This window comes from Bacteroides sp. GD17 (assembly GCF_038448625.1).
Lineage (GTDB): Bacteria > Bacteroidota > Bacteroidia > Bacteroidales > Bacteroidaceae > Bacteroides.
Genome location: NZ_JBCEZS010000016.1, coordinates 39,415 through 64,428, shown reverse-complemented (window position 1 = coordinate 64,428; position 25,014 = coordinate 39,415). Strand labels below are relative to the sequence as shown.

Sequence of the window (25,014 nt, the reverse complement as noted above, 5' to 3'; positions counted from 1 at the left end):
GTAATGAAGATTGTCTATTGTTTGCATAGCACATTCAATTCAGGAGGTATGGAACGAATTGTGTTAGGAAAGGCTAATTGGCTTGCCGATCATGGTTATGAAGTGATAATTGTTACAACAGAGCAACATGGGAGAACTGCTTTTTTCCCTATACATCCCTCTATAAGACAGTTCGATTTGGGTATTAATTATTCAGATTACAATAAAGCTTCCTTTATCCGAAAGTTTGTCGCATTTTTAGCAAAGAGAAAATTACATAAACGTAAACTTATGGCTTTTCTGAATAATGTACGAGCTGATATTGTAATTTCTACATTTGGTAACGAACTTGGTTTACTCCCCTCAATAAATGATGGAAGTAAAAAGATTGCAGAAATTCATTTTTCTCGTTTTTTCCGAATGCAAGAGGGGCGTAAAGGAATGTTTAGGCTCGTGGACTATTTTCGTAGCATTTGCGATAAAAAGCATGTGTCGAAGTATTCACGCCTTGTATTACTTACGAATGAAGATGCAAAGCATTGGTCTAAGTTAAAGAATATTGTTATCATTCCTAATTTTACGTTAATCACACATGATATTTCTAAGCAAGATGCTAAAAGAGCTATTAGCGTAGGGAGACTTACATATCAGAAAGGGTATGATATACTTATTCCTATATGGGCAAAAGTTGTTCAACGTCATTCTGACTGGCATCTTGATATATTTGGTAGTGGAGAAGATAAAAATAAGTTACAGGAGCTGATTGAGCAATATTCTATTTCTCGACATGTCACGATCCATAACCCTACTCCTATGATTGTTCAAGAGTATCTTCATTCATCTATATATCTTCTTTCTTCTCGATATGAGGGGTTTCCATTAGTGCTATGTGAAGCTCTGAATTATGGCTTAGCCTCAGTGGTAATGGCATGTAAATGTGGCCCTAAAGATTTGGTTGTCGATGGTGAATCCGGTTTTTTAGTAGATGAAGGTGATATTGATACTTATGTTGAAAGAACTTGCCAGTTGATTGAGAATAAATCTCTTCGTGAGCGTATAGGGAAAAATGCTCATCAACGGATATCTCAGTGTTTTTCTTCTGAGGTTGTAATGCAACAGTGGACACAATTGTTTGATAAGTTGTGTTAAGAAGGCTTGAGGATGATTATTTTGTATATATAGAATTCTCCCGTCTTTATTTGATATTCTATGCAAGAGGTGAAGAATTGTTTAATGGTGTCTTTTCAGAAAAAGACAGTCATAGTGAATGCTGCTGCCTTGCGTAGTAGCGGAGCGCTTTCTATTTATCGTCAGTTTATCACTCATTTGCCTAAGGGCGTTAATGGGAATCGATATTATATTTTTGTGGATTCTTCGGTTGACCAGCCTGTAATTGAGGGTGTCACTTACATACATGATGATAATCATAGTTGGCGACATCGTATCTCATGGGAACATGGAGGCTTGAAAAAATGGTTGAAGCAACGAAACATTAATCCGGATGTCATAGTCTCATTGCAGAATACGGGGTGTGTAACTTGCTGTAAACAAGTGATATACTATCATCAGTCCCTTCCGTTCTATGCGAATAAGTGGAATCTGTTCAAGGCGGAAGAGCGCATTATGTGGCTTTATAAAAACACTTACCCTCTCTTTGTAAGTAGCACGCTGAATGATAAAACAGATGTGGTTGTACAGATACCATTTATCAAGCGAGGGTTTTGCAAGAAATATAAATTCGCAGAAAGCAAGGTGCATATTTTGTTTCCTGATGTGGAAAGAATAGAAACGGATAAGATTATTGCTGCGGATCTGTCTGCCGATTTCATTCACTTTATCTATCCCGCGACTCCGTTACTTTATAAGAAGCATAAGACATTGGTAGAAGCAGTAAATCTATTACGCCGGAATAGTCCGTCGTTATTTGTAAAACTTCGTATTCACTTTACTATTCCCATTGGAGGATATCCTCTTTTAGAGCAGCAGATTGCTGATTACGGTGTGGAGGAACAGTTTGTATTTGATGGGGTAATGAGCCATGAGAATTTGCTTTCATTTTACAAAGCATCGCAGGGCTTGCTTTTTCCCAGTAGTATCGAAACTCTTGGTCTTCCGTTGTTGGAAGCAGCTGCTTTCGGATTGCCTATTATTGCATCCGATCTGGATTATGCGCGTGAAGTTCTAAACGGATATGAAGGCGTGATGTTTGCTAAAGTGGGAGATGCGCAGAGGTGGGCAGACTTGATGGCACGCGCCTGTAAAGAAACACCCACATTTGAGCCTCTAACTCCTAAAGAAAGCAGTTGGGGAAAATTCTTCAAATTAATAAACAGATAATTCATTTTCTTATACGATATATTTATGTCAGTATTCAAAGACAAAGTCCTCCTTATAACCGGAGGTACCGGCAGTTTTGGTAACGCCGTTCTTCGTCGTTTTCTTGATAGCGATATCAAAGAGATTCGCATTTTCAGTCGCGACGAAAAAAAACAAGATGACATGCGTCATGCCTTGCAAAATCCGAAAGTAAAATTCTATATTGGTGATGTACGCAACAAACCCTCCGTTGATATTGCCATGCGTGGAGTGGACTATGTGTTCAGCGCCGCAGCCTTGAAGCAGGTTCCGAGCTGCGAGTTCTTTCCGATGGAGGCCACCCGCACCAATGTGCTGGGAACGGAGAATGTGCTGCTTTCAGCCATTGAGCATGGCGTGAAAAACGTAGTGGTACTTTCTACCGACAAGGCCGCTTATCCGATCAATGCGATGGGGATCAGCAAGGCATTGATGGAGAAAGTCGCCATTGCGAAGGGCCGTGAACTGGGTGAAGATGCAGGAACTACAATTTGTTGTACACGTTACGGTAATGTTATGGCAAGCCGCGGATCGGTAATTCCTCTTTGGGTGGAACAGATGATGGACGGCAAGCCAATTACTATCACTGATCCGAACATGACCCGATTTATGATGACGTTGGATGATGCTGTGGATTTGGTGGTATATGCTTTTACGCATGCTCATAACGGCGACCTTTTTGTACAGAAAGCTCCGGCAGCAACTTTGGAAATTTTGGCGCAGGCTCTGAAGGAAACTTATGCCAAGGTAGATGAAAGATTTCTTGATACAGAAGTGAAAGTCATCGGTACACGCCACGGTGAAAAACTCTATGAGACTTTGGTCACACGTGAAGAAATGGTTCGTGCGGTCGATATGGGTAATTATTATTGTATTCCCTGTGATACTAGGGATTTGAATTATGACAAGTACTTCACTAAAGGTAATGAGGAGATTTCAAAGATAGAGGATTATCATAGTCACAACACATGCCGTTTGGATGTGGAAGGGATGAAGGAACTTCTTTTGAAACTTCGTTTTGTACGTGAAGATATGGGGTTGGAGGCAAAGGCCAAAGCTCGTGAAATAAAAAGTGAATAATCAGGTAAACTTGTAGCTATGTTGAAAATAATGACGATTGTCGGAACTCGTCCTGAGATCATTAAGTTGAGTCGGGTAATGGCAGAACTGGATAAATATACTAAGCACATCATTGTGCACACGGGACAGAATTTTGACTATGAATTGAATGAAATCTTTTTCCAGGAACTTCATATCCGTAAGCCAGACTATTTTTTGGATGCTGCGGGCAGAAATGCTGCGGAAACCATTGCGAATGTAATTCAAAAGTCGGATGCATTGATGGATGAAGTAAAGCCTGATGCAGTATTGCTGTATGGTGATACTAATAGCTGTATTTCTGTGATTTCTGCCAAGCGTAGGAAAATCCCTATTTTTCACATGGAGGCAGGTAACAGATGTTTTGACCAGCGTGTACCGGAGGAGATAAACCGTAAGATTGTGGATCATTTGAGTGATATAAACATGCCGCTTTCCGAACATGCCCGGCGATATCTGCTGGATGAAGGGCTACGGCCTGAAACCGTAATAAAGACTGGTTCTCCTATGACTGAGGTGCTTCTTTACCACAAGGATGAGATTGAACAGAATAATATTCTTGAAAAGGAAGGACTAAAAAAAGGGGAATACTTTATTGTGAGTACTCATCGGGAAGAGAATGTGGATTCGGAAAAGAATTTTTCAGATTTACTTGCATCCTTGAATGCAATTGTAGACAAATACCATAAGAAACTGATCGTATCTACCCATCCTCGTACACGCAAGAAGTTGGAAGCTATCGGCTTTGTTAATTCTAATCCGATGATTGAATTCATGAAGCCTTTTGGCTTTATTGAATATGTAAAACTTCAGCAAAATGCATTTTGTGTGATTTCAGACAGTGGAACAGTTACTGAAGAATCTTCTATCCTGCATTTTCCAGCTATTACAATTCGTCAAGCACACGAACGCCCTGAGGGTATGGACGAAGGAACATTGATAATGACTGGTTTAGATTGTGAACGTATTCTAGACTCTATTGATGTGGTTACTTCTCAATATGCCGAAGATAAGAATGTGATCCATTCTATTCCTGATTATGTATCAGATAATGTTTCCAAAAAGGTTGTCCGTTTAATTCTCTCTTATACGGATTATGTGAACCGTATTGTTTGGCATAAGTCTTTCTGATTTAAGTAGTTATTTATGAAAAAGATATTGTTGTTCGGGGCTACAGGAATGGCCGGGCATGTTATTTACTATTATCTGCGGAGTACGGGTAAGTATGATATGTTCAATGTCGTTTATCGTACACCACTAACAGAAGATAGTATAATCGTTGATGTCATAGACCGTGATGCTGTGACGGAAGTGATCCGTAATGTCCGACCGGAGATTATTATCAATTGTATTGGAGTTTTGATTAAAGGTTCGAAGACACATCCTGATAATGCGATATTGATAAACGCATATTTCCCACATTTGCTAAAAAAGATGGCAGATGAGGTTGGAGCAAAACTTATACATATAAGTACGGACTGTGTATTTTCGGGTAAAAAGGGGAATTATACAGAGGATGATTTTCGGGATGCTGACGATATATACGGTCGTAGTAAAGCTTTGGGTGAAATTATTAATGACAAAGATCTGACAATTCGCACTTCTATTATTGGGCCTGAACTGAAAGGGAATGGTGAGGGCTTATTCCATTGGTTCATGCAGCAGCATGGGCAGATAAATGGTTTCAAAACAGTAATTTGGAGTGGTGTAACTACATTGGAATTGGCTAAAGCAATGAACACGGCTATAGAACAGCATAAGACTGGATTGATCCAATTGAGTAATGGGATAGGAATATCTAAATATGACTTGTTATGTTTATTCAAGGAGTTGTGGAAAAGGGAGGACTTGGAAGTGCTGCCATATGTCACTAACGGAATAGATAAATCAATGGCAAAATCCAGACGGTTTATCTATGAAGCTCCTACTTATCGTAGTATGTTAGAAGATCTGGTTGAATGGATGAATCAGTATAGAAATTTGTATAAGCAATATTGAGATGCGATGAAAAGGCGAATTTGGATTGTTTCTGAATATTATTATCCCATAGTGACATCCACTGGCTTCTACATGACGGAGATAGCTGAATTCTTGTCTCGTAAAGGAATGGATGTACATGTTATATGTACTGGAGCAAAATATAATGAAACAGCATCTTATGTGATGAAAAAGTATGAAGAACATAATGGTGTGATTATTCATCGTGTTTTGGCATTGGGAATTGATAAGAATGATTTTATTAAGCGGGCACTTCGAATTTTAGCTTCAAGTATGTGCCTTTTTTTTCTAATATTGAAAAAAGTGAAAAAGGGGGATGAATTGCTTGTGGTGACTAATCCTGCTTTTCTATTGGTTTTTATGCCATTAATTTCATTCTTAAAAGGCATCCGTTATAAATTGTTAGTACATGATATTTTTCCAGAGAATATGGTGGCTATACGAAGAATGAAAGATTCCTCTTTTGCCTATCATTTTTTTAGAGTGATTTTTAACAAGTCGTATTCAAATGCGGATGTTTGCATTTCTATTGGTAGAGATATGCGGGAAATTCTTAGGAAGAAGACGCAAGGAAAGACGAATATTGTCTTAATTCCTAATTGGGCCGATAATGAGGATATTACTCCATTATGTAAAAAAGAAACCTTCCTATATAAGAAACTGCATATCTCTTCTTTTATATTTCAATTTGCAGGTAATTTGGGACATGCGCAAGGATTGGATAATATATTGTCTGCGATTACGTTAATTGATAATGAAGATATAAGCTTTTTATTTATTGGTGGTGGTGCTAAAGCTGATGTTATAAGGGAGTTTAGCCGAAATAGGGAGAATGTGATCTGTTTGGGCTTTCAGGACCGTTCACACCAGAATGATTTTCTCAATATGTGTGATGTTGGCATAGTGACATTGAGTGATGGTATGTATGGTTTGGGAGTTCCTTCTAAATCATACAATATCATGGCGGCGGGCAAGCCTATATTATATATTGGCGATGAGAACTCCGAGATAGCATTGTGTATTAAAGAATATTCTTTGGGCTGGGTGGTAGTGCCGGATGATCCTTATGCTCTAAAGGATATGATAGAATATATATATGAGAATAGGGATAATTTGGATTCAATCCGGAATAATGCAAGAATAATAGCAAATACTGTTTTTGCTAAAGAAAGGATTCTAGAAGAGTATTATTCATTATTCGCATAACAGATAGTCAAGCATTATTTTTTATGAAACTTCTATTTACGGGAGCCTCCGGTTTTTTAGGTAATAGTGTACGCCCTCTTTTGGCGAGGACATATGAAGTTGTAACAGTAGGTTTAGCATCACAAGATGATTATACTGTAAACATAGCAAAAGAAACCCCGAAGTTACGTGAACGGTATGATGTTGTACTTCATGCTGCCGGTAAAGCTCATTCTGTACCCAAGACGGAAGCAGAAAGACAAGTCTTTTTTGATGTGAATTTGCAAGGAACAAAGAATCTTTGTGCAGCACTGGAGAAAGTTGGAGTACCAAGGGCTTTTGTTTTCATTTCTACAGTAGCTGTGTATGGTTGTGATTACGGGGAGAACATAACGGAAGAACATCCCTTAAATGGAACCACCCCTTACGCTGTGAGTAAACGTTTGGCTGAAGAGTATTTGGAGAAATGGTGTTATGAACATAATGTGATATTGGGCATTATCCGACCTTCGTTGATAGCCGGTCCTAATCCTCCTGGTAATTTAGGAGCGATGATAAAGGGCATTCGTCGTGGGAGGTATTTGAGTATTGCCGGGAGCAAGGCTCGGAAAAGCGTTTTGATGGTGGAGGATATTGCAACGCTGGTTCCTCTTCTGGCAGAAAAAGGTGGTATATATAATGTGTGTGACAGTTACCAGCTGACATTCAGAGATCTGGAAATGATTGTCTGTAATCAACTGGGCAAGCCTTTACCTATGTCAATTCCTTATTGGATGGCTAAATGTATGGCTCTACTGGGAGACTGCTTAGGTAAGAAAGCTCCCATTAATTCCTTAAAGTTAAAGAAGATCACGAAGTCTTTGACATTCAGCAATGAGAAAGCTGTACGTGAATTGGGCTGGAAACCTACAAGTGTATTGGAGAGTTTTAGGATAGAATGAGTATCTTCTTTTGGATTATATTGGCTGTAATAGGTATTGCAGCCTTCTTGTTTACTTGTATTCAAGTTTGGTTTTATTGGATAAATAGAAACGAATGATGTATTATTTGATTGTAATAGTTCTGCTCTTTTTGGCAGAACTTTTTTATTTTAAGGTAGCTGATAGATGTAATATCATCGATAAGCCTAATGAGCGTAGTTCTCATACACGAATAACTCTTCGTGGTGGTGGAATTATCTTCTATTTTGGAGCATTGTCTTATTTTCTGACGAGCGGTTTTGAATATCCTTGGTTTATGTTGGCGTTAACTTTGGTTTCGTTTATCAGTTTTGTGGATGACATCCGTTCTACTTCTCAGAAGTTACGGTTGCTGTTCCATTTCTCTGCTATGGTTTTGATGTTCTATCAGTGGGGACTTTTTTCTTTATCCTGGTGGTGGATAATCGTTGCATTAATAGTTTGTACGGGTATCATCAATGCTTATAATTTCATGGATGGGATTAATGGCATAACAGGTGGTTATTCTTTGGTTATCCTTGTTGCGCTGGCTTATATCAATAGAGAAATAGTTCCTTTTGTAGAAGAGGGCTTTATCTATACGGTTCTTTGTTCTGTCTTGGTGTTTTGTTTCTTCAACTTCCGTAAGAAAGCGAAATGTTTTGCGGGTGATGTTGGTTCTGTTAGTATCGCTTTCATTCTTCTTTTCCTGATTGGTAAATTGATCATTCAGACTGAGGATTTCAGTTGGATTGTCCTATTAGCTGTTTATGGCGTTGACAGTGTTCTGACTATCATCCATCGGCTGATGCTTCATGAGAATATCGGTTTACCACATCGGAAGCATTTGTATCAGATAATGGCGAATGAGTTGAAGGTTCCTCATGTAATGGTTTCGTCTGTTTATATGCTAGTGCAAGCAATCATAATAATAGGATATATAATATGTCTGAATGATGGTTACCGGTATTTGGCAGGGACGATTCTAGCGCTTAGTCTTCTTTATATCTGCTTTATGAAGACTTTTTTTAGGCTACATAAATGTGTATAGAATCTCTAATTAAAAAATTGATTAAAGAAAACAGCTTCCATGAGGCTGTTTTTTTTGTTTGTAGTCGGAATGAGTTGGATCTTTTACAGCAGTTGAATTTTACGTTCGGTAGGTTAAAAGTGTCGTTCATAATACGATTCATGTCGTTTGGAAAAAGATTTTTTTTTGAATTTTCTTATCCTTATATTTATCGAAAATAAATGAATCCTATTAATGGAATATATATTTAAAATTTTTACGAGATGAAACAAAATTGCACAAAGATTTTCTTGGCAGTAGCTTTGACAGGAATATTAATGTTGGCTGGCTGTCAGTTGAAGCAGAAAGGTGGTAATGCGGGTTACCGGGTTGCCCAAGTAGGAGGGAAAATGATAGGTATGGATTCGACATGGGACGCCCATCCGGATTCCAATGCAGTGGCATTATTGGCACCTTACAAGGAAGTGATTGATAAAATGTATGATGTGATAGGGGTCAGTACGGAAAAAATGGATAAGGGGCGTCCGGAAAGCTTGCTTTCCAATCTGGTAGCGGAGGTGGTACGCCAAGCAGCGGTGAAAGTACTGAAGAAACCGGCCGATATGGGATTGGTAAATATGGGAGGATTGCGTAGCATTTTGCCGGCAGGGGATATTACGGAAGCAAATGTGTATGAGATCTTGCCCTTTGAAAATTCACTTTGTGTGATGACTATGAAAGGAGTCTATATGAAAGATTTGCTGACAAGCATTGCTTCGCTGAATGGCGAGGGAGTAAGTGGCATCCGTATGGAAATCACAGAAGCAGGAAAGTTGTTGAATGCCACTATTGGAGGGAGTCCTATTGATGACAACAAACTATATACAGTGGCAACGATTGATTACTTGGCCGACGGAAACGGTAGCATGGATGCTTTTCTGCAAGCAGAAAAAAGGGAATGTCCTGAAAACGCTACGTTAAGAGATATATTTATTGAATATGTGAAAACCCAGACTGCTGCAGGAAAGAAGATCACTTCTAAGTTGGATGGCAGAATTACTGTAAAATAAGTAGAACCTTTAAAATGAATGTCTTATGAAATCAAAAAATAAAAATAATATAATCCTTCTTTTTCTTTGCCTTTCTTTTACAGCATGTAGCCCGCAAAGCAAGAAGCTGATTCTTTTGCAGACAAGTGATATCCATAGTCGCGTGGAGCCTATCAATCAGGAGGGTGACCGGAACTACAATATGGGGGGCTTCGTACGCCTTGTCACGTTTGCTAAAGAATTTCGTAATGCAAATCCGGATGTATTATTGTTCGACTGTGGTGACATTTCGCAGGGAACCCCTTATTATAATAAATTCCGTGGTGAAGTGGAAATAAAAATGATGAACGAAATGAAATATGATGCCATGACCATTGGTAATCATGAGTTCGATTTTAATCTGGATAATATGGAACGCTTGTTTCGGATGGCTGATTTTCCGGTAGTATGCTCCAATTATGATGTAAGTGCTACGGTACTTAAAGATTTGGTGAAGCCTTATGTGGTTATTGAGAGAGGTGGCGTCAAGGTGGGTGTATTGGGATTGGGGTGCAAACTTGAAGGAATGGTGCAGGCTGATAAATGTATAGGCGTAGTGTATAAAGATCCGGTCACTACAGCTAACGAAGTAGCAGCCACTTTGAAAGAGAAAGAAGGATGCGATATTGTGGTTTGCCTTTCACATTTGGGGGTACAAGAGGATGAAGATCAGTTAATTCCTAAAACACGTAATATTGATGTAGTGCTTGGAGGCCATACACATACTTTTATGAAGGGTCCGAAAACGATTCTCAACATGGATGGACAGAATGTATCGTTGATGCATACCGGTAAAAGTGGTATCTATGTAGGAGAAATGGATTTGATGCTGAAAAAGTAATTTTCTCTTTATATAATTGAAAACAATATGCAAATAAGAGCTGAAAAGAAAAACGAAAAGAGCTCTCATCTACTCAAGTTATTTGATATAGCAGAGTTTTCTATCCATGATGGTCCAGGTATCCGGACTGTCGTTTATTTTCAGGGATGCAATGCACGGTGTGACTGGTGTCATTCTCCTCACTCCCAACCTGGATGTGCCCCACTTCTGCTCAACCCCAACGTATGTATTCAATGTAGACGATGTGAGCATAGTTGCCCCTCCCGAGCACATTCTTTTCAAGACGGAAAACATATCATCAACAGAAAGTTGTGCAAGCAGTGTGGCACTTGCATTGAAGAATGCCCTAGTAGTATAAGCAGCGTAAAAGGAAGCGCACTGCATTTACCTACCGTAGAAGTGACAGTATGCTCTCTCTTTGAGCAAATCGAACCTTACCTGAAGCTCAATCCCAAATGCAACGGAATCACTCTATCTGGAGGAGAAGCCCTATTGCAACTGGAGGCAGCAAAAGAATTATTGCAGTATTGCAAAGAACATGGATATAACACAGCCGTTGAAACATCAGGTTTGCTTTCCTTGGAAACATACCGGCAAGTAATTCCACTGGTAGATAATTGGTTATTCGGGACGCGTATCATTACAGGAAAAAACAATGTACGGTACGACCAACATATTGACCAAGTGCTCGATGCATTAATCGCAGGTAAGGCAAATATAATTCCACGTGTTCCTTTAGTACCTTCCTTTTATGACAGAGAAGATATTATGCAAAGCATAGCCGGTTTACTGACAAAGCATTCAATAACCACCATCTGCTTTAACCAATGGAATAAAGACTATGATACCCATTATATACAAAGTGGTATTCCTTTAAATATGGAAAAACCATCCGATAAGGAAATAAAAGAATGTGAGACTAAAATAAAATCTTATTTTTTTCATTTAAATTTTGAAGAGTATGAAAACACACAAATTTGATCTGCAGATGAGTCCAAGAATCAAGAGACTCTACGATAATCTTATTGAGAAGGCATTAGGAGACCGCTCAGAAGAATGGTTTACACCCGAAATGTTTAATGATGTCATCAAATACGAGGATTCAGAAGATGCATTCCCGCTATGGAATAATTTTGAGAATTGTTCGGTCATCGTGCGTCGTGCCATTGCTATTGACCGTATGCTCGAAGCAATGACTGATAAAAAGAACAACATCAAAACTCACACAGCCGACATTCTTCCCGGCGACTTGTTGCTCGGCAACATGCCGATGGGGTCTAACGGGCTTGGAAAAGTATTCCCCCGTTTCCTGACGGACGACGAGCTGAGAGCCGGTTCCATCACAAACCGTAATGCCACCTCCCTCTTCGGACACAATACCATGAATTATGAAGAGCTGTTAAGGGACGGACTGTGGAAGAAAATAAAATTCTGTAGCGATAAACTGAATGAGCTATCTCCTAAAATCAAGAAAGAGAAAGGAGATGTCAAGCGGCAGAATGCTATTTATAAAGAGTTGCAGAACAATCCTTCTGCATCGGAAGATGAAATAGCGGAAAACCTGAGAATCCTGCGCAATATGGATGGGGCACTTATCAGTGACAAAAAGAAGTTTGATTTTTATTGGGCTGTTAAGCTGGCTTGTAAAGCAGTCATCAACTACGCCAAGCGTTTTGCAGAACTGGCAGAAGAAGAAGCGGAAAAGTATCCCGAACGGGCAGATGAATTGAAGACATTGGCCGCAATAGCACGAAGAGTTCCGGGAGCTCCCGCACAAACCTTCCACGAGGCAATGCAAAGCATCTGCTTCTTTCACATAGCTCTGCACGCATCCATGAACTTTATTTCATTGGGACGCCTTGACCAAGTACTCCAACCCTATTTGGAACGCGAAAAAGATAAGAACAAAGCTTTGGAAATATTCGAATGCTTCATCCTGAAATGTGCAGGACGACTGAACCTTAGTTCTAAATACCTCATCAAGCAGGACCATGTGGATTATGCCAATGCGCTCGGTACGCATCCCTATTATATTGACCAGAAAGCCGGTGTAAACAATTTCCTCCAAAACATAATTATAAGCGGAAAGAAACCGGATGGAACGGATGCCACCAATGAATGTTCCTACCTGATTCTTCAGGCTATTGAAAATGTGAACCTGTCTGCACCGGGCATTTATGTCCGTTTGCACAAAGACAGTCCCGAAGAGTTTGTCAATCAAGTATCAGCATCCATTTATAGGACCAAAAACAACCCGTCTGTTATAAATGATGATATCATGATACCGGCTATGTATTCTGCACTGATGCAGGATGAAGAGCCGACCCCGGATGTTCAACAAAAGATGATGGAACTGGCCAACGACTACTGTGTGGATGGTTGCTGGGAACCCATACTGAACGGCAAGTCCGACTGGACTTTTGCCATGCTCGTCGGTATGCAAGCCATAGAATCGGCACTCAATCAGGGTGCGTCCTTGAAAAAAGAAGAAGCCATGTTCCGGGGAGCAAAAGTGTCGCCCACTACGCCCGTCCCTCAAAGCTTTGAAGACATCTTAAAGTACATGGAGTTACATCTGCAATTTTTTGTTGACCAATCCGTCATGTCTCTGTTCATGTATTATATGATAGACGAGAATACCGCACCGTCTCCTTTATTCTCCGCCTATCTGGAAGGATGTATGGAGAAAGGAGCGGACAAAGCCGCCGGAGGTGCCAATCATAATTTGGGAGGAATCGTATTAGGAGCAGTTCCCGACATGGTAAATTTACTGGCAGGAATCAAACGCTGGGTGTATGAGAAGAAAAAATACACTATTGAACAGGTGTGTGAGGCTATCCGCGAAAACTTCGGTGCTAACCAAACCTCATTGCCTGAAGAAAAAGCATTGCTATATCTCAATATCCGGGTAGATTTTGATACCAACTCTCCTAAATTCGGCAATAATGACGCAGAAGCGGATGCACTTACCTGCATCATCTTAGATGCCTTCGAAAGATGCGTACAGAAATCCGCAGCTTTCGGCAAAAAACTGTTCCAGGATAAAGCTGACGAAACAGAATGGAGAAAAATAGCATCACTACGTTCATTGGCCGGATATTATGGATTGCCTTTAGGAATGACCTATAATATTAAGATGAAAATAACAGCCGGAATGGGTACTTTCGAGCAATACAACTGGCAAGGAAGAGGAGCGGCTGCTTCTGCCAACCGCTTGGAAGGAGCACCTATCGCACCCAACTTTTCTCCTGTACCGGGAACTGTCCACTCAGGAATCATGGGTACAATAGAATCTCTGTCCAAATTGCGCCTGGACAGGTTTGCAGCCGGAACTATTACCGACATTTGCCTACAAGATGAAAGTATCAATCACGATACCGTTACAAACATAGTCAAGGCCTTTATCGAAAAGAGAGGTGCCATGATGACAGTAGCCATAGGAACCACCGAAAAATACAAAGAAATCTATGAAGCAGCCCGAAAAGCTGTGGAGATGCCGGAGGACAAAGCTGCAAAACTTCTGGCCCAATATGCTGATGTCAATGTACGTATCGGTGGATGGCAAACGCCGTTTATTACGCTCCCGCTAATCCACATGGAAAATTACATCAAAAGACCGATGACAATGGAAGTATAATTAATAGATCTAAGAAACAGGTAAAGGCTGAATGTGTGTAAAAATCACATCAGTCTTCCTGTTCTTTTTAGAAATCTGTAAAGTTCAATGATTATAGGTGGTATCTGTTAAATAGCAGCAAATAAAAACTGTTATTTTTTATGTCAATTGCTCAAGATTGCTTTCCTTTGTGCTAAATATAAAGCAATACAGTAATCAAGATATGCAGAAACTATTGTCTTTGCCGCCTAACCTGGTGTCGGCATTCTATGAACTGGAAGATGTGGACCGTACAGAATGGTTCTGTACTTCGGACCCGGTAGGGATGAAACTCGGATCGGGTGGGGGAACAACCTGGCTCTTGCGGGAATGGCAGAGGAGCCGGGAAGCAAGAATTATCAAAGAAGAGCATGCTCTATCTGCCGCAACCCCCATGTTACCGGCCGAAAAGCGTATCCTGCTCCATGCCGGAGGGCAAAGCCGACGTCTGCCGGGGTATGCACCTTCGGGGAAGATACTGACGCCGATACCGGTCTTCCGTTGGGCGCGGGGACAAAAGCTGGGGCAGAATCTACTCTCTCTTCAACTGCCGCTTTACGAAAAGATAATGGAGCGGGCGCCGGAGAAGTTACGTACGCTCATTGCCAGCGGCGATGTATATATCCGTGCCGAGAAACCTCTGCAGGAAATACCCGATGCAGACGTAGTATGCTACGGTTTGTGGGTAGACCCGGTGCTGGCCACGCACCACGGCGTGTTCGTTTCGGACCGTAAGCAACCGGAATCGCTGGACTTTATGCTGCAAAAGCCTTCTTTGGAAGAATTGGAAAATCTCTCCAAGTCCCATCTGTTCCTTATGGACATCGGCATCTGGCTGCTGAGCGACCGTGCAGTGGAGCTGCTGATGAAGCGCTCGCAAAAAGAGGGCGGTGCTTCGGACAAGAACATCCCGTATTCAGACCTCAAATATTACGATTTATACTCCGACTTCGGCTTGTCTTTGGGAAATCATCCGCGCATTGCAGATGAAGAACTGAACAGCCTTTCCGTTGCCATACTTCCCTTGCCCGGAGGCGAATTCTATCATTACGGAACGAGTCGCGAACTGCTCTCCTCGACCGTCACCTTGCAGAACAAGGTCCACGACCAACGGCAGATTATGCACCGCAAGGTGAAACCTAATCCCGCCATCTTTGTGCAGAATGCAGAAGTACGCGTCTCCCTTACCCCGAAGAACGACAGCCTTTGGATAGAGAACAGTTTTGTAGGAGCCTCATGGACTCTTGGCGCCCGGCAGATTATCACGGGTGTGCCCCGGAACGACTGGCAGTTGGCCCTTCCCGATGGAGTCTGTATCGATATAGTACCCCTTGACGACAAACGTCGGGCGGTACGTCCTTATGGTTTCGATGACGTTTTCAAGGGAGATATCCGCGAAGAAAAGACATTGTTCCAGGGAATACCTTTCCGGGTCTGGTTGGAAGAAAGAGGACTGACAACGGAGGATATTGCAGGACGCAAGGACGATATGCAGGCTGCCGCCATCTTTCCGATAGTAGAGAACGAGGGGCAGATGGGAAAAGTGCTTCGCTGGATGGTGTCCGAACCCGGCCTGGCCGAAGGAAAAGAGATCTGGCTGAACAGCCGGCGAATCTCCGCCGATGAAATCTCCGCACGGGCCGACTTGCGTTTGCTGTACGCACAGCGGGAGCGCTTCTGCCGGGGAAACTGGGAAGTGCTGGCGCGCAACCATGAAAAGAGCGTCTTCTATCAGCTCGACTTGACAGACGTTGCCGGCGAGTTCCATAAATTCGGGCTGGACAAACCCGAAGTCCTGCCTGCCGATGCCCCCTTGATGCAGCGCATTCATAACCGGATGCTGCGGGCACAGATTGAGAAACTGAACGGAAAAGATTTCAAGACAGACGAACAAGCCGCCTTTGGCCTGTTGCGCGAAGGATTGCTTGCCGATTTGTATGAACACAAAAGCACTCCCCGCCTGAATATATATAGCGACCAGATAGTATGGGGACGCAGCCCCGTGCGCATAGACATGGCGGGCGGATGGACCGACACTCCTCCATACTCCTTGTTTGCCGGCGGAAGTGTAGTGAACATTGCCATCGAACTGAACGGTCAGCCTCCTTTGCAGGTATATGTGAAGCCTTGTGCCGAACATCGCATCGTGTTGCGCTCCATCGATATGGGCGCTATGGAAGTGGTGAATACATTCGAAGAGTTGCAGGATTACTGCAAGATAGGTTCTCCCTTCTCCATTCCGAAAGCTGCGCTGGCGTTGGCGGGCTTTCTTCCGGCTTTCTCCGAGACGGTCTATCCTTCGTTGGAGAAGCAGTTGGAGGCTTTCGGCACGGGCATCGAACTTACGCTGCTCTCTGCCATACCTGCCGGTTCCGGTTTGGGCACAAGCTCCATATTGGCGTCAACCGTGCTGGGTTCGTTGAGCGACTTTTGCGGACTGATGTGGGATAAGAACGAGATATGCCGTCGCACGCTTGCCCTGGAACAACTGCTGACGACCGGTGGCGGTTGGCAAGACCAGTACGGCGGTGTACTGCAAGGCATCAAACTGCTGCAAACAGAAACCGGCTTTGCCCAGCAACCGCTGGTGCGCTGGTTGCCCGAACATCTGTTTACGCATCCCGAGTACCGGGACTGCCATCTGCTGTACTACACCGGCATCACCCGTACGGCAAAAGGAATCCTTGCCGAAATCGTACGCTCCATGTTCCTCAACTCTTCCCTGCACCTGAGTCTGCTCGAAGAAATGAAAGCCCATGCACTCGATATGGCAGAAGCCATCCAACGGAACGATTTCCGGAGCTTCGGTGCATTGACAGGCAAAACGTGGATGCAGAACAAAGCATTGGATTGCGGAACGAATCCGCCCGCCGTGGAGGACATCATCCGTCAGATAAAGGACTATACATTAGGATATAAATTGCCGGGAGCCGGTGGCGGAGGCTACTTGTATATGGTAGCGAAAGACCCGCAGGCAGCACTCCGCATTCGTGAGATACTGACACGGAACGCACCGAACCCAAGGGCCCGGTTTGTGGAAATGTCTTTGTCGGATAAGGGATTTCAGGTATCACGCTCTTAAAAAGTTATAACTCATTCGTGATGATACGGCCCTCCATTCAGTATCGTCATCGCCCGGTAGAGTTGTTCTACAAAGATGAGGCGCACCATCTGGTGCGAAAAAGTCATGCGGGAGAGTGACATTTTCTCGTGGGCGGCTTCATATACTTTCTGCGAAAATCCGTAGGGGCCTCCGATGATAAAGACCAGCCGTTTGTTCACGGTGTTCATCTTGCGCTTCATATAGTCGGCAAACTCTATGGAGCGCATTTCTTTTCCACCCTCGTCCAGCAACACGATGACATCGCCCGGTTGGAGTGCCTTCAGTATCAGTTCGCCTTCTTTCTCCTTCTGCACTTCCATGGAGAGGCTCTTGGTGTTTTTCAGTTCGGGAATGACTTCCATCTCGAACGAAAGATAGCGCCGGGTGCGCTGCACGTAGTCGTTGATGGCCGTTATAAAGTGTTGTTCTACAGTTCGTCCTACGACGAGTAGAGTCGTTTTCATGCTGGTTCCGTTTTGATTAGCGCACAAAATTAGCATTTTTTTATTGTATTTTGCGACAAATGCTTACCTTTGCCTATCATTAATACTTGTGAAAATGAATAAACGAGTAGTTTTGTTGTTGACCGGTCTCCTCATTTGGGTGTCCTCGCTCTCGGCTCAGGACGCTCCGGTAGGAGTGATCAGTGCCTTCAAGGAAGGGAACTCTCAGGAACTTAACAAGTATCTGGGTGACAAGGTCGATCTGATTATTCAGAATAAAACGACCCATGCCGACAAGCGGACGGCGGAAGGAACCATGGCTGCTTTCTTCTCCAACCACAAGGTCGGCAATTTCAATGTGAATCATCAGGGCAAGCGCGATGAATCAGGTTTCATCGTCGGTACCTTGACGACTGCGAACGGAAACTTTCGGGTGAATTGTTTCTTTAGAAAAGTACAGAACCAATATGTGATACATCAAATAAGAATCGATAAGACAAATGAATAAAGAAGAAGAATTGATAGACAGGTTGATTGACCTGGCTTTTGCCGAGGACATCGGCGACGGTGACCATACCACCCTCTCGTGCATCCCTGCCACGGCGATGGGCAAGTCCAAACTCCTGATTAAAGAAGCCGGTATCCTTGCCGGTATCGAAGTTGCCAAAGAGGTGTTCCGCCGCTTCGACCCCACTATGAAGGTGGAGGTGTTCATCAACGACGGTGCCGAAGTGAAACCGGGTGACGTGGCTATGATTGTGGAAGGCAAGGTGCAGTCTCTGTTGCAAACCGAGCGCCTGATGCTGAACATCATGCAGCGCATGAGCGGCATTGCTACCATGACCCACAAGTATGCCGAGCAGCTGAAAGGCACGAATACCCATGTGCTCGATACCCGCAAGACTACTCCGGGCATGCGCATCCTCGAAAAGATGGCGGTAAAGATAGGCGGCGGCGTGAACCATCGCATCGGCTTGTTCGACATGATTCTGCTGAAAGACAATCATGTGGACTTTGCCGGCGGCATCGACAAGGCCATCAACCGTGCCAAGGAGTATTGCAAAGAGAAAGGTAAAGACCTCAAAATAGAAATCGAAGTGCGTAACTTCGACGAGTTGCAGCAAGTGCTCGACCTGGGTGGCATAGACCGCATTATGTTCGATAACTTCACACCCGAAATGACCCGGAAGGCTGTTGAGATGGTAGACCACCGTTACGAAACTGAATCTTCCGGCGGTATCACCTTCGATACGCTGCGCGACTATGCCGAATGTGGCGTAGATTTTATCTCGGTAGGTGCTCTGACCCATTCCGTAAAGGGACTGGACATGAGTTTTAAAGCATGTTGACAAAGGCCGCAAGCCTTCATTACAGCATAACAGGAAAGCCTCTCATAAGTTTGCCATGATATTGCAATCCTTATGAAAGGCTTTCTGCTTAATAATCAGGGGAGTATCTGCGTCGGCGAAACAGATGGTCTGTTCGGACGAAACAGATGATGTGTTCGAGGCAAACAGACCATGCGTTTGGGGCAAACAGATGATGCGTTTCGACGCGATAGATAATGCATTAGGAAGATATGAAAAATATAAATTGGAGCAAAGTAAAAACGATTGTCAAAGGCTGGAGGCTCGGAGACTTTGTGCGGCAAATTGCTGTGGTGGTGATTGGTGTGGTGATTACCTTTATGGGGAGTGATCTGATTACTCAGAATTCCGAAAAGAAGGATATACGGTCTACCATGTCGCTGATTAGGGATGAACTGAAAAGCAATCGGGAGAAATATGAAGATATAGTAGCGGAGTTTAGTGAGGATGAGGCTCTTTCCACTTTATTGGCGGAGCACGACTTGAAGATACGGACTATACCCGAAGATTCATTGAAGCAGTATGCCAATGTATTGGGACATATTCGTGGTTTTAGTTATACCCAGAATGCATTGGATATACTCAAAAGCTCTATGTTGATGCAGAAAATCCCGGATAAAGATTTGCTGTTGCAGTTGACTAAGGTTTATGATGTACTGAATGGATTTAAGCTGACTATGGATGCATATTATGAGATGAAAGACCAGATTATGACACCTTTCAATTTGGCCTTGACCGATGAACAAATGCATCGGATCTATGAAGGAGGATATGGAGCATGGGATATTTACCTTGCTAATTTATCGGTACGAAACTTCGTCAGGGTTGCACAGATGTATTTCACTCCCGACTATGTAGAAAATGTGGGAAGAAGAATAGATAAGGTGATACAGATGCTTGAAGAAAAATATCATTTAGAATAAAACATTATGGGACAGAACGTTTGGGATAGAATAAAAGCTACGGTACATGGCTGGAGGTTGGGAGACTACTTCCGTCAGTTCAGCATCGTAGCGGCAGGTATTATCGTTACCTTTTGGGGAAGCGATAAAATAACGGAGCATAGCCGCCAAAAGGAAGTACGCGCAACGATGCAACTGGTAGCGGAAGAACTGGAGTACAATAAGGAGGAACTGCGTAAAATAAAGCGGTTGCTGGATATTGACGTACACATGAGCACTGTGTTGTCGGACCACAATATGGATGTATCTAAAATACCTGGAGATACTTTATGGAAGTATGGCAAGCTTTTTAATAATTTTGATGATTTCTCTTATAGAACCGATGCATTGGATGTGCTGAAAGGTTCCTCATTAATGCAGTATATCCCTGAGAAACGTATGTTGCAGGATGTGATGCAGGTCTATTTTTATTTAGGAAGGAAAAAGAAGGATGTGGGTGATTATTATAAGATAAAGAACGATGTGCTGATGGGGCTTGCCTTTTCTGCGGGAAGAGAGAATGTCTTGAGTGAGGGCCGTACTTTTAAGGATGAAGTCTCCTATCTTTTGAAACATGATAATTTTATCAACTTCGTCATCATGGTTCCCGGCTTCTTGTATTGGGATGAGTTTGATGAACTGGATGAAATGCTTGACAAGCAAATTAAGGTATTGAAAGACAAGTATAAATAATCTCCATACTTTAACTTCTTTTTTGAATTAATTCAGCAGCATTTTTCGGAATGCTGCGTCTAACTAACAAATGACGCGAAGAGGCGTCCGTAAAAACGAGCACTGACATTGGAAAATGAGATAGAACTGATAGAGGGCTGCCGGGCAGGAAAAGATTCCGCACGTCGGGAACTGTATACCCTTTATTCCAAGCAGATGCTGGCGGTGTGCTACCGCTATACGGGCGACATCGATGCGGCCCATGACGTATTGCACGATGGTTTTATCAAAATCTTCACCCACTTTACTTTTCGTGGAGAGTGTGCCTTGAGCACTTGGGTGACGAGGGTGATGGTGACGCAGTCCATCGACTACCTGCGCAAGCGGCAACGCTTCAGCCAACTGGTGGTGAACGAGGAGCAACTCCCCGATATGGTGGACGAAGCAAGCATTGCCGAGACCGGCGGCCGTCTTTCCGAGGAAGTGCTGATGGCATTTGTGGCAGAACTTCCCGATGGATGCCGAACCGTTTTCAACTTGTATGTGTTTGAAGAGAAGTCGCATAAGGAAATTGCCGAGTTGCTCCACATCAAGGAACATTCGTCGACCTCGCAACTGCATCGTGCCAAGAATTTGTTAGCAAAAAGAATTAAAGAATATACTGAGTATGAGAGAAAATGATAAAATAACCGATATATTCCGCAACCGTCTCTCCGGTGCAGAGATGACCGTGCGGGAGGGGTTCTGGGAAGAACTGCAACGCAGTCTGCCTCAGACTATGGTGCCGGCCGGTGAGGAGGCTTCCGAACCGTCGTTGCCGTCCGCTTCCGCAGTCAACGGAAAACGCCTTACTCTTTCTCCGAGATTCTACCGGGTGGCTGCCGCTGCATCGGTAGTGTTTGTGCTGGGAGCAGCGTCTGCCGCATTCTGGTACTTCTCTCCGAAGGAGGAGATAAAGGAAGCCTTCACGCAGGTGGCAACCATGACACCGGACGGCAGCCTGAAAGGGGACGTGGTGCAGGAAAGTTTTCCTTCTATCCATAAGGCGAACCCTACGGCACAGAAGCCCGGCGCGAAGCAACCCGCAAGTGGTATTCCTGCCGGACTGACCGCGCAAACGGAAGATGACGACGAATCGGTTTCCGTCCATGTCTCTATCACGATTACTCAGCGGGTGTATGGCAACAGCCAGCAAGCGGGTAACGGTCATTACAATAATTCGGCCCAGAATGGTACTTATCGTTCCACAGCCGACCATGCAGGGACAGGTTCCGATGCAAATTCCGCTTCTTCTGTCGGCGAGGCATCGGCAGCCAAGACTGCGTCGGCGTGGAAGTCGCGCAACTGGGCTGTGAAAGCAGCTATGGGATCTTCTTTGCCGAAAGGTGACTACCACATGCCGCTGACGGCGGGACTGAGTGTGGAGCGCCGTCTGAACGACCGTTTCTCTCTGGAAGCAGGCGTGCAATACAATCGTCTGGATGCCGATAATGCAACCCTGCATACGTTGGGCATCCCCGTCAGGCTGGATATGATGCTGGCAAGTTCTTCTAAAGTCGATTTCTATGCCATGGCAGGCGGAACGGCGGAGAAGTGCATTGCCGGTGCACCGGATAATGGTTTCAGTGCCGAACCGGTGCAACTGTCCGTAGCGGCTGGTGTGGGAGTGCGGTATAAGATGAACGACCGCGTTGCCTTGTTTGCCGAGCCGTCTGTTTCTCATCACTTCGATACGGATTCTAAGACGAGGACGTTGCGTACGGAGCGCCCTACAAATCTGAATCTTTTGTGTGGTGTGCGCGTAACTTATTAACCTTAATACGATACGAAGATGAAGACTTTATCTGATAAATTACATATATTCGGGCGGACTATGCTGCTCGTATTCTTTACTCTCTCTGTTCTCTCTTTGGTCTCTTGTAGCGAAGAAACGTTGGACTACAACCATCCGGACGTAGACCTATTTGTCAAGCAGCTGAAAGCCGGCAAATACTCTGCTCAAAGTCCGGATGGGTTGAGTAACGTGCCTAAGTTCACTTCCGAAGACATCGGCGAACTGCTGAAGTATGCCGAGGACTTGACGGTGATACCTTCTTTCCCGCTGGCTCCGGTGTCCTATTCGGCAGGTGGCAAGCTTCGTTTGGGTGAGTGTATCTTGTGGACGGTGGAGACTATCCGCCTGGGACACAATGCTTCGATGGGGTGCAAGATGGTACGTGCTGATGCCGAGAACTACGAAGGCATCTACTTCCTTTCGGACGAGGATGTGCTGGACGCAGCCGCCCGTTACCGCCGCTGGTGGGAGAGCCGTAAGTATCCGCGCACGATGTGGACCATTGACCCGTGTTATGACGAACCACTTTGCGGAAGTGGATATATGTGGTGGTGATTCTATGAAACTGTTTATACTCTTTTTGGCGCTGCTCAGTGCAGTAGCCCTCCCTCTCTGTGCCCAAAACTGGACATCTCAGGACTCACTGCGGTTGCAGCAGGTACTGAAAGGAACAGGGGAGGTGAAACTGAATCCGGATGCATTGAAGGAATTGGAAATGAACAACTTCCTGGGTGCTCCGAAAGCGGCAACGGACAAGTCGTGGATGGATTTCAATAACTCCATGCCTCTGATGCCGAAGGTACCGGAGAAGAAGGTGGTGCTGACATTGCGTCCCTACACGGCGAACACGAAGTACAACTGGGATCCGGTGTATCAGAAGAAAATCAAGGTGGATAAGGATACGTGGCGCGGCGACGAGTTCTATGCGTTGAAGATATTGATGATTCCCACGAACTGGGCGAAGCATCCGTTTGATGTCGGACCGCGAGAAACGGTGGAACAGATTGAGGCTACCGGCTTGCGCTATCGGGTGACGGACCGTGCCAACAATATGGCGGTGGGCAGCTGGCAGGGTGCAAGCGGCGGCGGAATCAAGGGGTTGGATCTTATGACACCCTTTACCCGCGACTTCTGGAATGTGAAAGGTCGCAAGCGTCGCGCCCGCACGCTGGAAGTGCTGAAGGCGTATGGAGACTCGACGACGGTGCAGATAAAGGAGCCGGTGCGGGTTATCACAAAATGATACACTTTCATTGAAGCGTTACCGGAAGTAATTCCGAACACTTTTCGATTACTCATTGTTTCTATTAGACAGAAGAACAAAAGAACATATTTTCTATGCAGATTATCTGATTTATGTCTCTCTTTTTGCTCTTTTGTTCTTCTGTCTAAAAATAATCCTTAAACGAAACAACGATGATGAATAGAATTACTTCTCTTTTCGGAATAAAGTACCCGATCATTCAAGGTGGTATGGTGTGGTGTAGTGGTTGGCGGCTTGCTTCCGCCGTAAGCAATGCAGGTGGCTTGGGGCTGCTGGGCGCAGGCTCCATGCATCCGGAGACGTTGCAGGAGCATATCCGTAAATGCCGTGCTGCAACCAGCCAGCCCTTTGGTGTCAACATCCCGTTGATGTACCCTCAGATAGACGAAATCATGCAGATGGTAGTGGACGAAGGGGTGAAGATCGTGTTTACCTCTGCCGGTAGTCCGAAGAAATGGACAGGCTGGCTGAAGGAGCGGGGCATCACGGTGGTGCATGTCGTTTCGTCTTCGCGTTTTGCCATGAAGGCAGAGGAGGCGGGCGTAGATGCCATTGTAGCCGAAGGTTTTGAGGCCGGCGGACACAACGGACGTGAAGAGACCACGACGATGTGCCTGATACCTGCCGTCCGCACGGCTACCACGCTTCCGCTGATTGCTGCCGGAGGTATTGCAACGGGTGCGGCGATTGTTGCCGCCCGTGCGCTGGGAGCGGAAGGGGTGCAGATCGGTACGCGTTTTGCGTTGACGGCAGAAAGTTCGGCCAGTGAAGTATTCAAGGAGTATTGCCTGCATTTGGAAGAGGGAGATACAAAGTTGCTACTCAAAAAACTTGCTCCGGTGCGGCTGGTACGTAATAATTTCCGCGATGCGGTAGAGGCTGCCGAGGCGGTAGGGGCTACGGAAGAGGAACTTCGTACGCTCTTGGGGCGTGGTCGTGCCAAACGGGGCATTCTTGAAGGTGACCTTGAAGAAGGAGAATTGGAGATAGGACAGGCGTCGGCGTTGCTGAACGGAAAAGGAATACAATCCGTAGCGGCAGTGATGCTGGAACTGACAGAAGAGTATAGAAGGGCGCTGGAAAGGCTATAAGAAGTCTAAATGATAATTTAGCGTCGTGTGATAACAAGTGTATCTCAAACTCCTCCGCCTGAAAGGGGAGGTGCCCGCTTGCGGGCGGAGGGGTCTTACATAAATAGAAAGTAACTTTGTGCAAGTCCCTTCGGATGTGAAACCCCTCCGCCC

The 25,014-nt window shown here is 44.4% G+C and carries 23 protein-coding genes; 22 read left to right on the top strand and 1 reads right to left on the bottom strand.

Features of this window, described 5'->3' with window-relative positions:
* The first annotated feature begins 3 nt into the window (after positions 1-3).
* The 13 genes from AAE250_RS19935 (at position 4) to AAE250_RS19875 (ending at position 17,228) form a co-directional block, all read left to right on the top strand.
* Positions 4-1,128: a glycosyltransferase family 4 protein gene (locus tag AAE250_RS19935; protein WP_342289338.1), complete on the top strand. Its 1,125-nt coding sequence runs from the start codon at positions 4-6 to the stop codon at positions 1,126-1,128.
* A gap of 114 nt (positions 1,129-1,242) precedes the next feature.
* Complete coding sequence (locus AAE250_RS19930; protein WP_342289337.1) at positions 1,243-2,316, top strand: glycosyltransferase; 1,074 nt, start codon at positions 1,243-1,245, stop codon at positions 2,314-2,316.
* A gap of 24 nt (positions 2,317-2,340) precedes the next feature.
* Entirely contained in the window at positions 2,341-3,414 is a 1,074-nt protein-coding gene (locus tag AAE250_RS19925; RefSeq protein ID WP_342289336.1) for a polysaccharide biosynthesis protein, read from the top strand.
* Positions 3,415-3,432: 18 nt separating this feature from the next.
* The gene (gene wecB, locus AAE250_RS19920; RefSeq protein WP_342289335.1) at positions 3,433-4,563 is read left to right on the top strand and encodes a non-hydrolyzing UDP-N-acetylglucosamine 2-epimerase; all 1,131 of its coding nucleotides are present in this window, start codon (positions 3,433-3,435) and stop codon (positions 4,561-4,563) included.
* Positions 4,564-4,578: 15 nt separating this feature from the next.
* Entirely contained in the window at positions 4,579-5,430 is an 852-nt protein-coding gene (locus AAE250_RS19915) for a dTDP-4-dehydrorhamnose reductase family protein (RefSeq protein WP_342289334.1), read from the top strand.
* A gap of 6 nt (positions 5,431-5,436) precedes the next feature.
* Positions 5,437-6,636 (top strand): glycosyltransferase family 4 protein, encoded by a 1,200-nt coding sequence (locus AAE250_RS19910; RefSeq protein WP_342289333.1) that lies wholly within the window; start codon positions 5,437-5,439, stop codon positions 6,634-6,636.
* 23 nt (positions 6,637-6,659) lie between these two features.
* Entirely contained in the window at positions 6,660-7,556 is an 897-nt protein-coding gene (locus AAE250_RS19905) for an NAD-dependent epimerase/dehydratase family protein (protein WP_342289332.1), read from the top strand.
* Between the two features lie 97 nt (positions 7,557-7,653).
* Positions 7,654-8,604 carry an MraY family glycosyltransferase gene (locus AAE250_RS19900; protein ID WP_342289418.1) on the top strand — a complete coding sequence of 317 codons (951 nt, stop codon included), beginning with the start codon at positions 7,654-7,656 and terminating at the stop codon, positions 8,602-8,604.
* A gap of 242 nt (positions 8,605-8,846) precedes the next feature.
* Entirely contained in the window at positions 8,847-9,632 is a 786-nt protein-coding gene (locus AAE250_RS19895) for a 5'-nucleotidase C-terminal domain-containing protein (RefSeq protein WP_446715777.1), read from the top strand.
* A gap of 25 nt (positions 9,633-9,657) precedes the next feature.
* Complete coding sequence (locus AAE250_RS19890) at positions 9,658-10,491, top strand: bifunctional metallophosphatase/5'-nucleotidase (RefSeq protein WP_342289331.1); 834 nt, start codon at positions 9,658-9,660, stop codon at positions 10,489-10,491.
* A 27-nt stretch (positions 10,492-10,518) separates the two neighbouring features.
* A complete protein-coding gene (locus AAE250_RS19885; protein ID WP_342289330.1) occupies positions 10,519-11,472 on the top strand; it encodes a glycyl-radical enzyme activating protein in 954 nt (317 codons plus the stop codon).
* A complete protein-coding gene (locus AAE250_RS19880) occupies positions 11,453-14,128 on the top strand; it encodes a pyruvate formate lyase family protein (RefSeq protein WP_342289328.1) in 2,676 nt (891 codons plus the stop codon). Before AAE250_RS19885 ends, AAE250_RS19880 begins: the two co-directional genes overlap by 20 nt.
* A 202-nt stretch (positions 14,129-14,330) precedes the next feature.
* Positions 14,331-17,228 carry a bifunctional fucokinase/fucose-1-phosphate guanylyltransferase gene (locus AAE250_RS19875; protein WP_342289327.1) on the top strand — a complete coding sequence of 966 codons (2,898 nt, stop codon included), beginning with the start codon at positions 14,331-14,333 and terminating at the stop codon, positions 17,226-17,228.
* Positions 17,229-17,239: 11 nt separating this feature from the next.
* Here the strand turns inward: AAE250_RS19875 and rlmH are convergent, their stop codons facing one another.
* Positions 17,240-17,713: a 23S rRNA (pseudouridine(1915)-N(3))-methyltransferase RlmH gene (gene rlmH, locus AAE250_RS19870; protein WP_342289326.1), complete on the bottom strand. Its 474-nt coding sequence runs from the start codon at positions 17,711-17,713 to the stop codon at positions 17,240-17,242.
* A 94-nt stretch (positions 17,714-17,807) separates the two neighbouring features.
* On the opposite strand from rlmH, the gene AAE250_RS19865 reads away from it, so the two are divergent.
* From AAE250_RS19865 to AAE250_RS19825, 9 genes are all read left to right on the top strand, one after another.
* Positions 17,808-18,200: a DUF4783 domain-containing protein gene (locus AAE250_RS19865; protein ID WP_342289325.1), complete on the top strand. Its 393-nt coding sequence runs from the start codon at positions 17,808-17,810 to the stop codon at positions 18,198-18,200.
* A complete protein-coding gene (nadC, locus tag AAE250_RS19860) occupies positions 18,193-19,041 on the top strand; it encodes a carboxylating nicotinate-nucleotide diphosphorylase (protein WP_342289324.1) in 849 nt (282 codons plus the stop codon). Before AAE250_RS19865 ends, nadC begins: the two co-directional genes overlap by 8 nt.
* 230 nt (positions 19,042-19,271) lie before the next feature.
* Positions 19,272-19,982 carry a hypothetical protein gene (locus tag AAE250_RS19855; RefSeq protein ID WP_342289323.1) on the top strand — a complete coding sequence of 237 codons (711 nt, stop codon included), beginning with the start codon at positions 19,272-19,274 and terminating at the stop codon, positions 19,980-19,982.
* Between the two features lie 6 nt (positions 19,983-19,988).
* On the top strand, positions 19,989-20,693 hold the full coding sequence (locus tag AAE250_RS19850) for a hypothetical protein (protein WP_342289322.1): 705 nt from the start codon (positions 19,989-19,991) through the stop codon (positions 20,691-20,693).
* 108 nt (positions 20,694-20,801) lie between these two features.
* Positions 20,802-21,353: an RNA polymerase sigma factor gene (locus tag AAE250_RS19845; RefSeq protein ID WP_342289321.1), complete on the top strand. Its 552-nt coding sequence runs from the start codon at positions 20,802-20,804 to the stop codon at positions 21,351-21,353.
* Positions 21,340-22,485, top strand: a complete 1,146-nt coding sequence (locus tag AAE250_RS19840; RefSeq protein ID WP_342289320.1) for an outer membrane beta-barrel protein — start codon at positions 21,340-21,342, stop codon at positions 22,483-22,485. The genes AAE250_RS19845 and AAE250_RS19840 overlap by 14 nt, the downstream gene beginning before the upstream one ends.
* A gap of 18 nt (positions 22,486-22,503) precedes the next feature.
* Positions 22,504-23,061: a DUF4943 family protein gene (locus AAE250_RS19835; RefSeq protein WP_342289319.1), complete on the top strand. Its 558-nt coding sequence runs from the start codon at positions 22,504-22,506 to the stop codon at positions 23,059-23,061.
* Positions 23,062-23,065: 4 nt separating this feature from the next.
* A complete protein-coding gene (locus tag AAE250_RS19830) occupies positions 23,066-23,749 on the top strand; it encodes a DUF4858 domain-containing protein (protein ID WP_342289318.1) in 684 nt (227 codons plus the stop codon).
* Between the two features lie 176 nt (positions 23,750-23,925).
* Positions 23,926-24,861: an NAD(P)H-dependent flavin oxidoreductase gene (locus AAE250_RS19825; RefSeq protein ID WP_342289416.1), complete on the top strand. Its 936-nt coding sequence runs from the start codon at positions 23,926-23,928 to the stop codon at positions 24,859-24,861.
* Positions 24,862-25,014 lie beyond the last annotated feature (153 nt).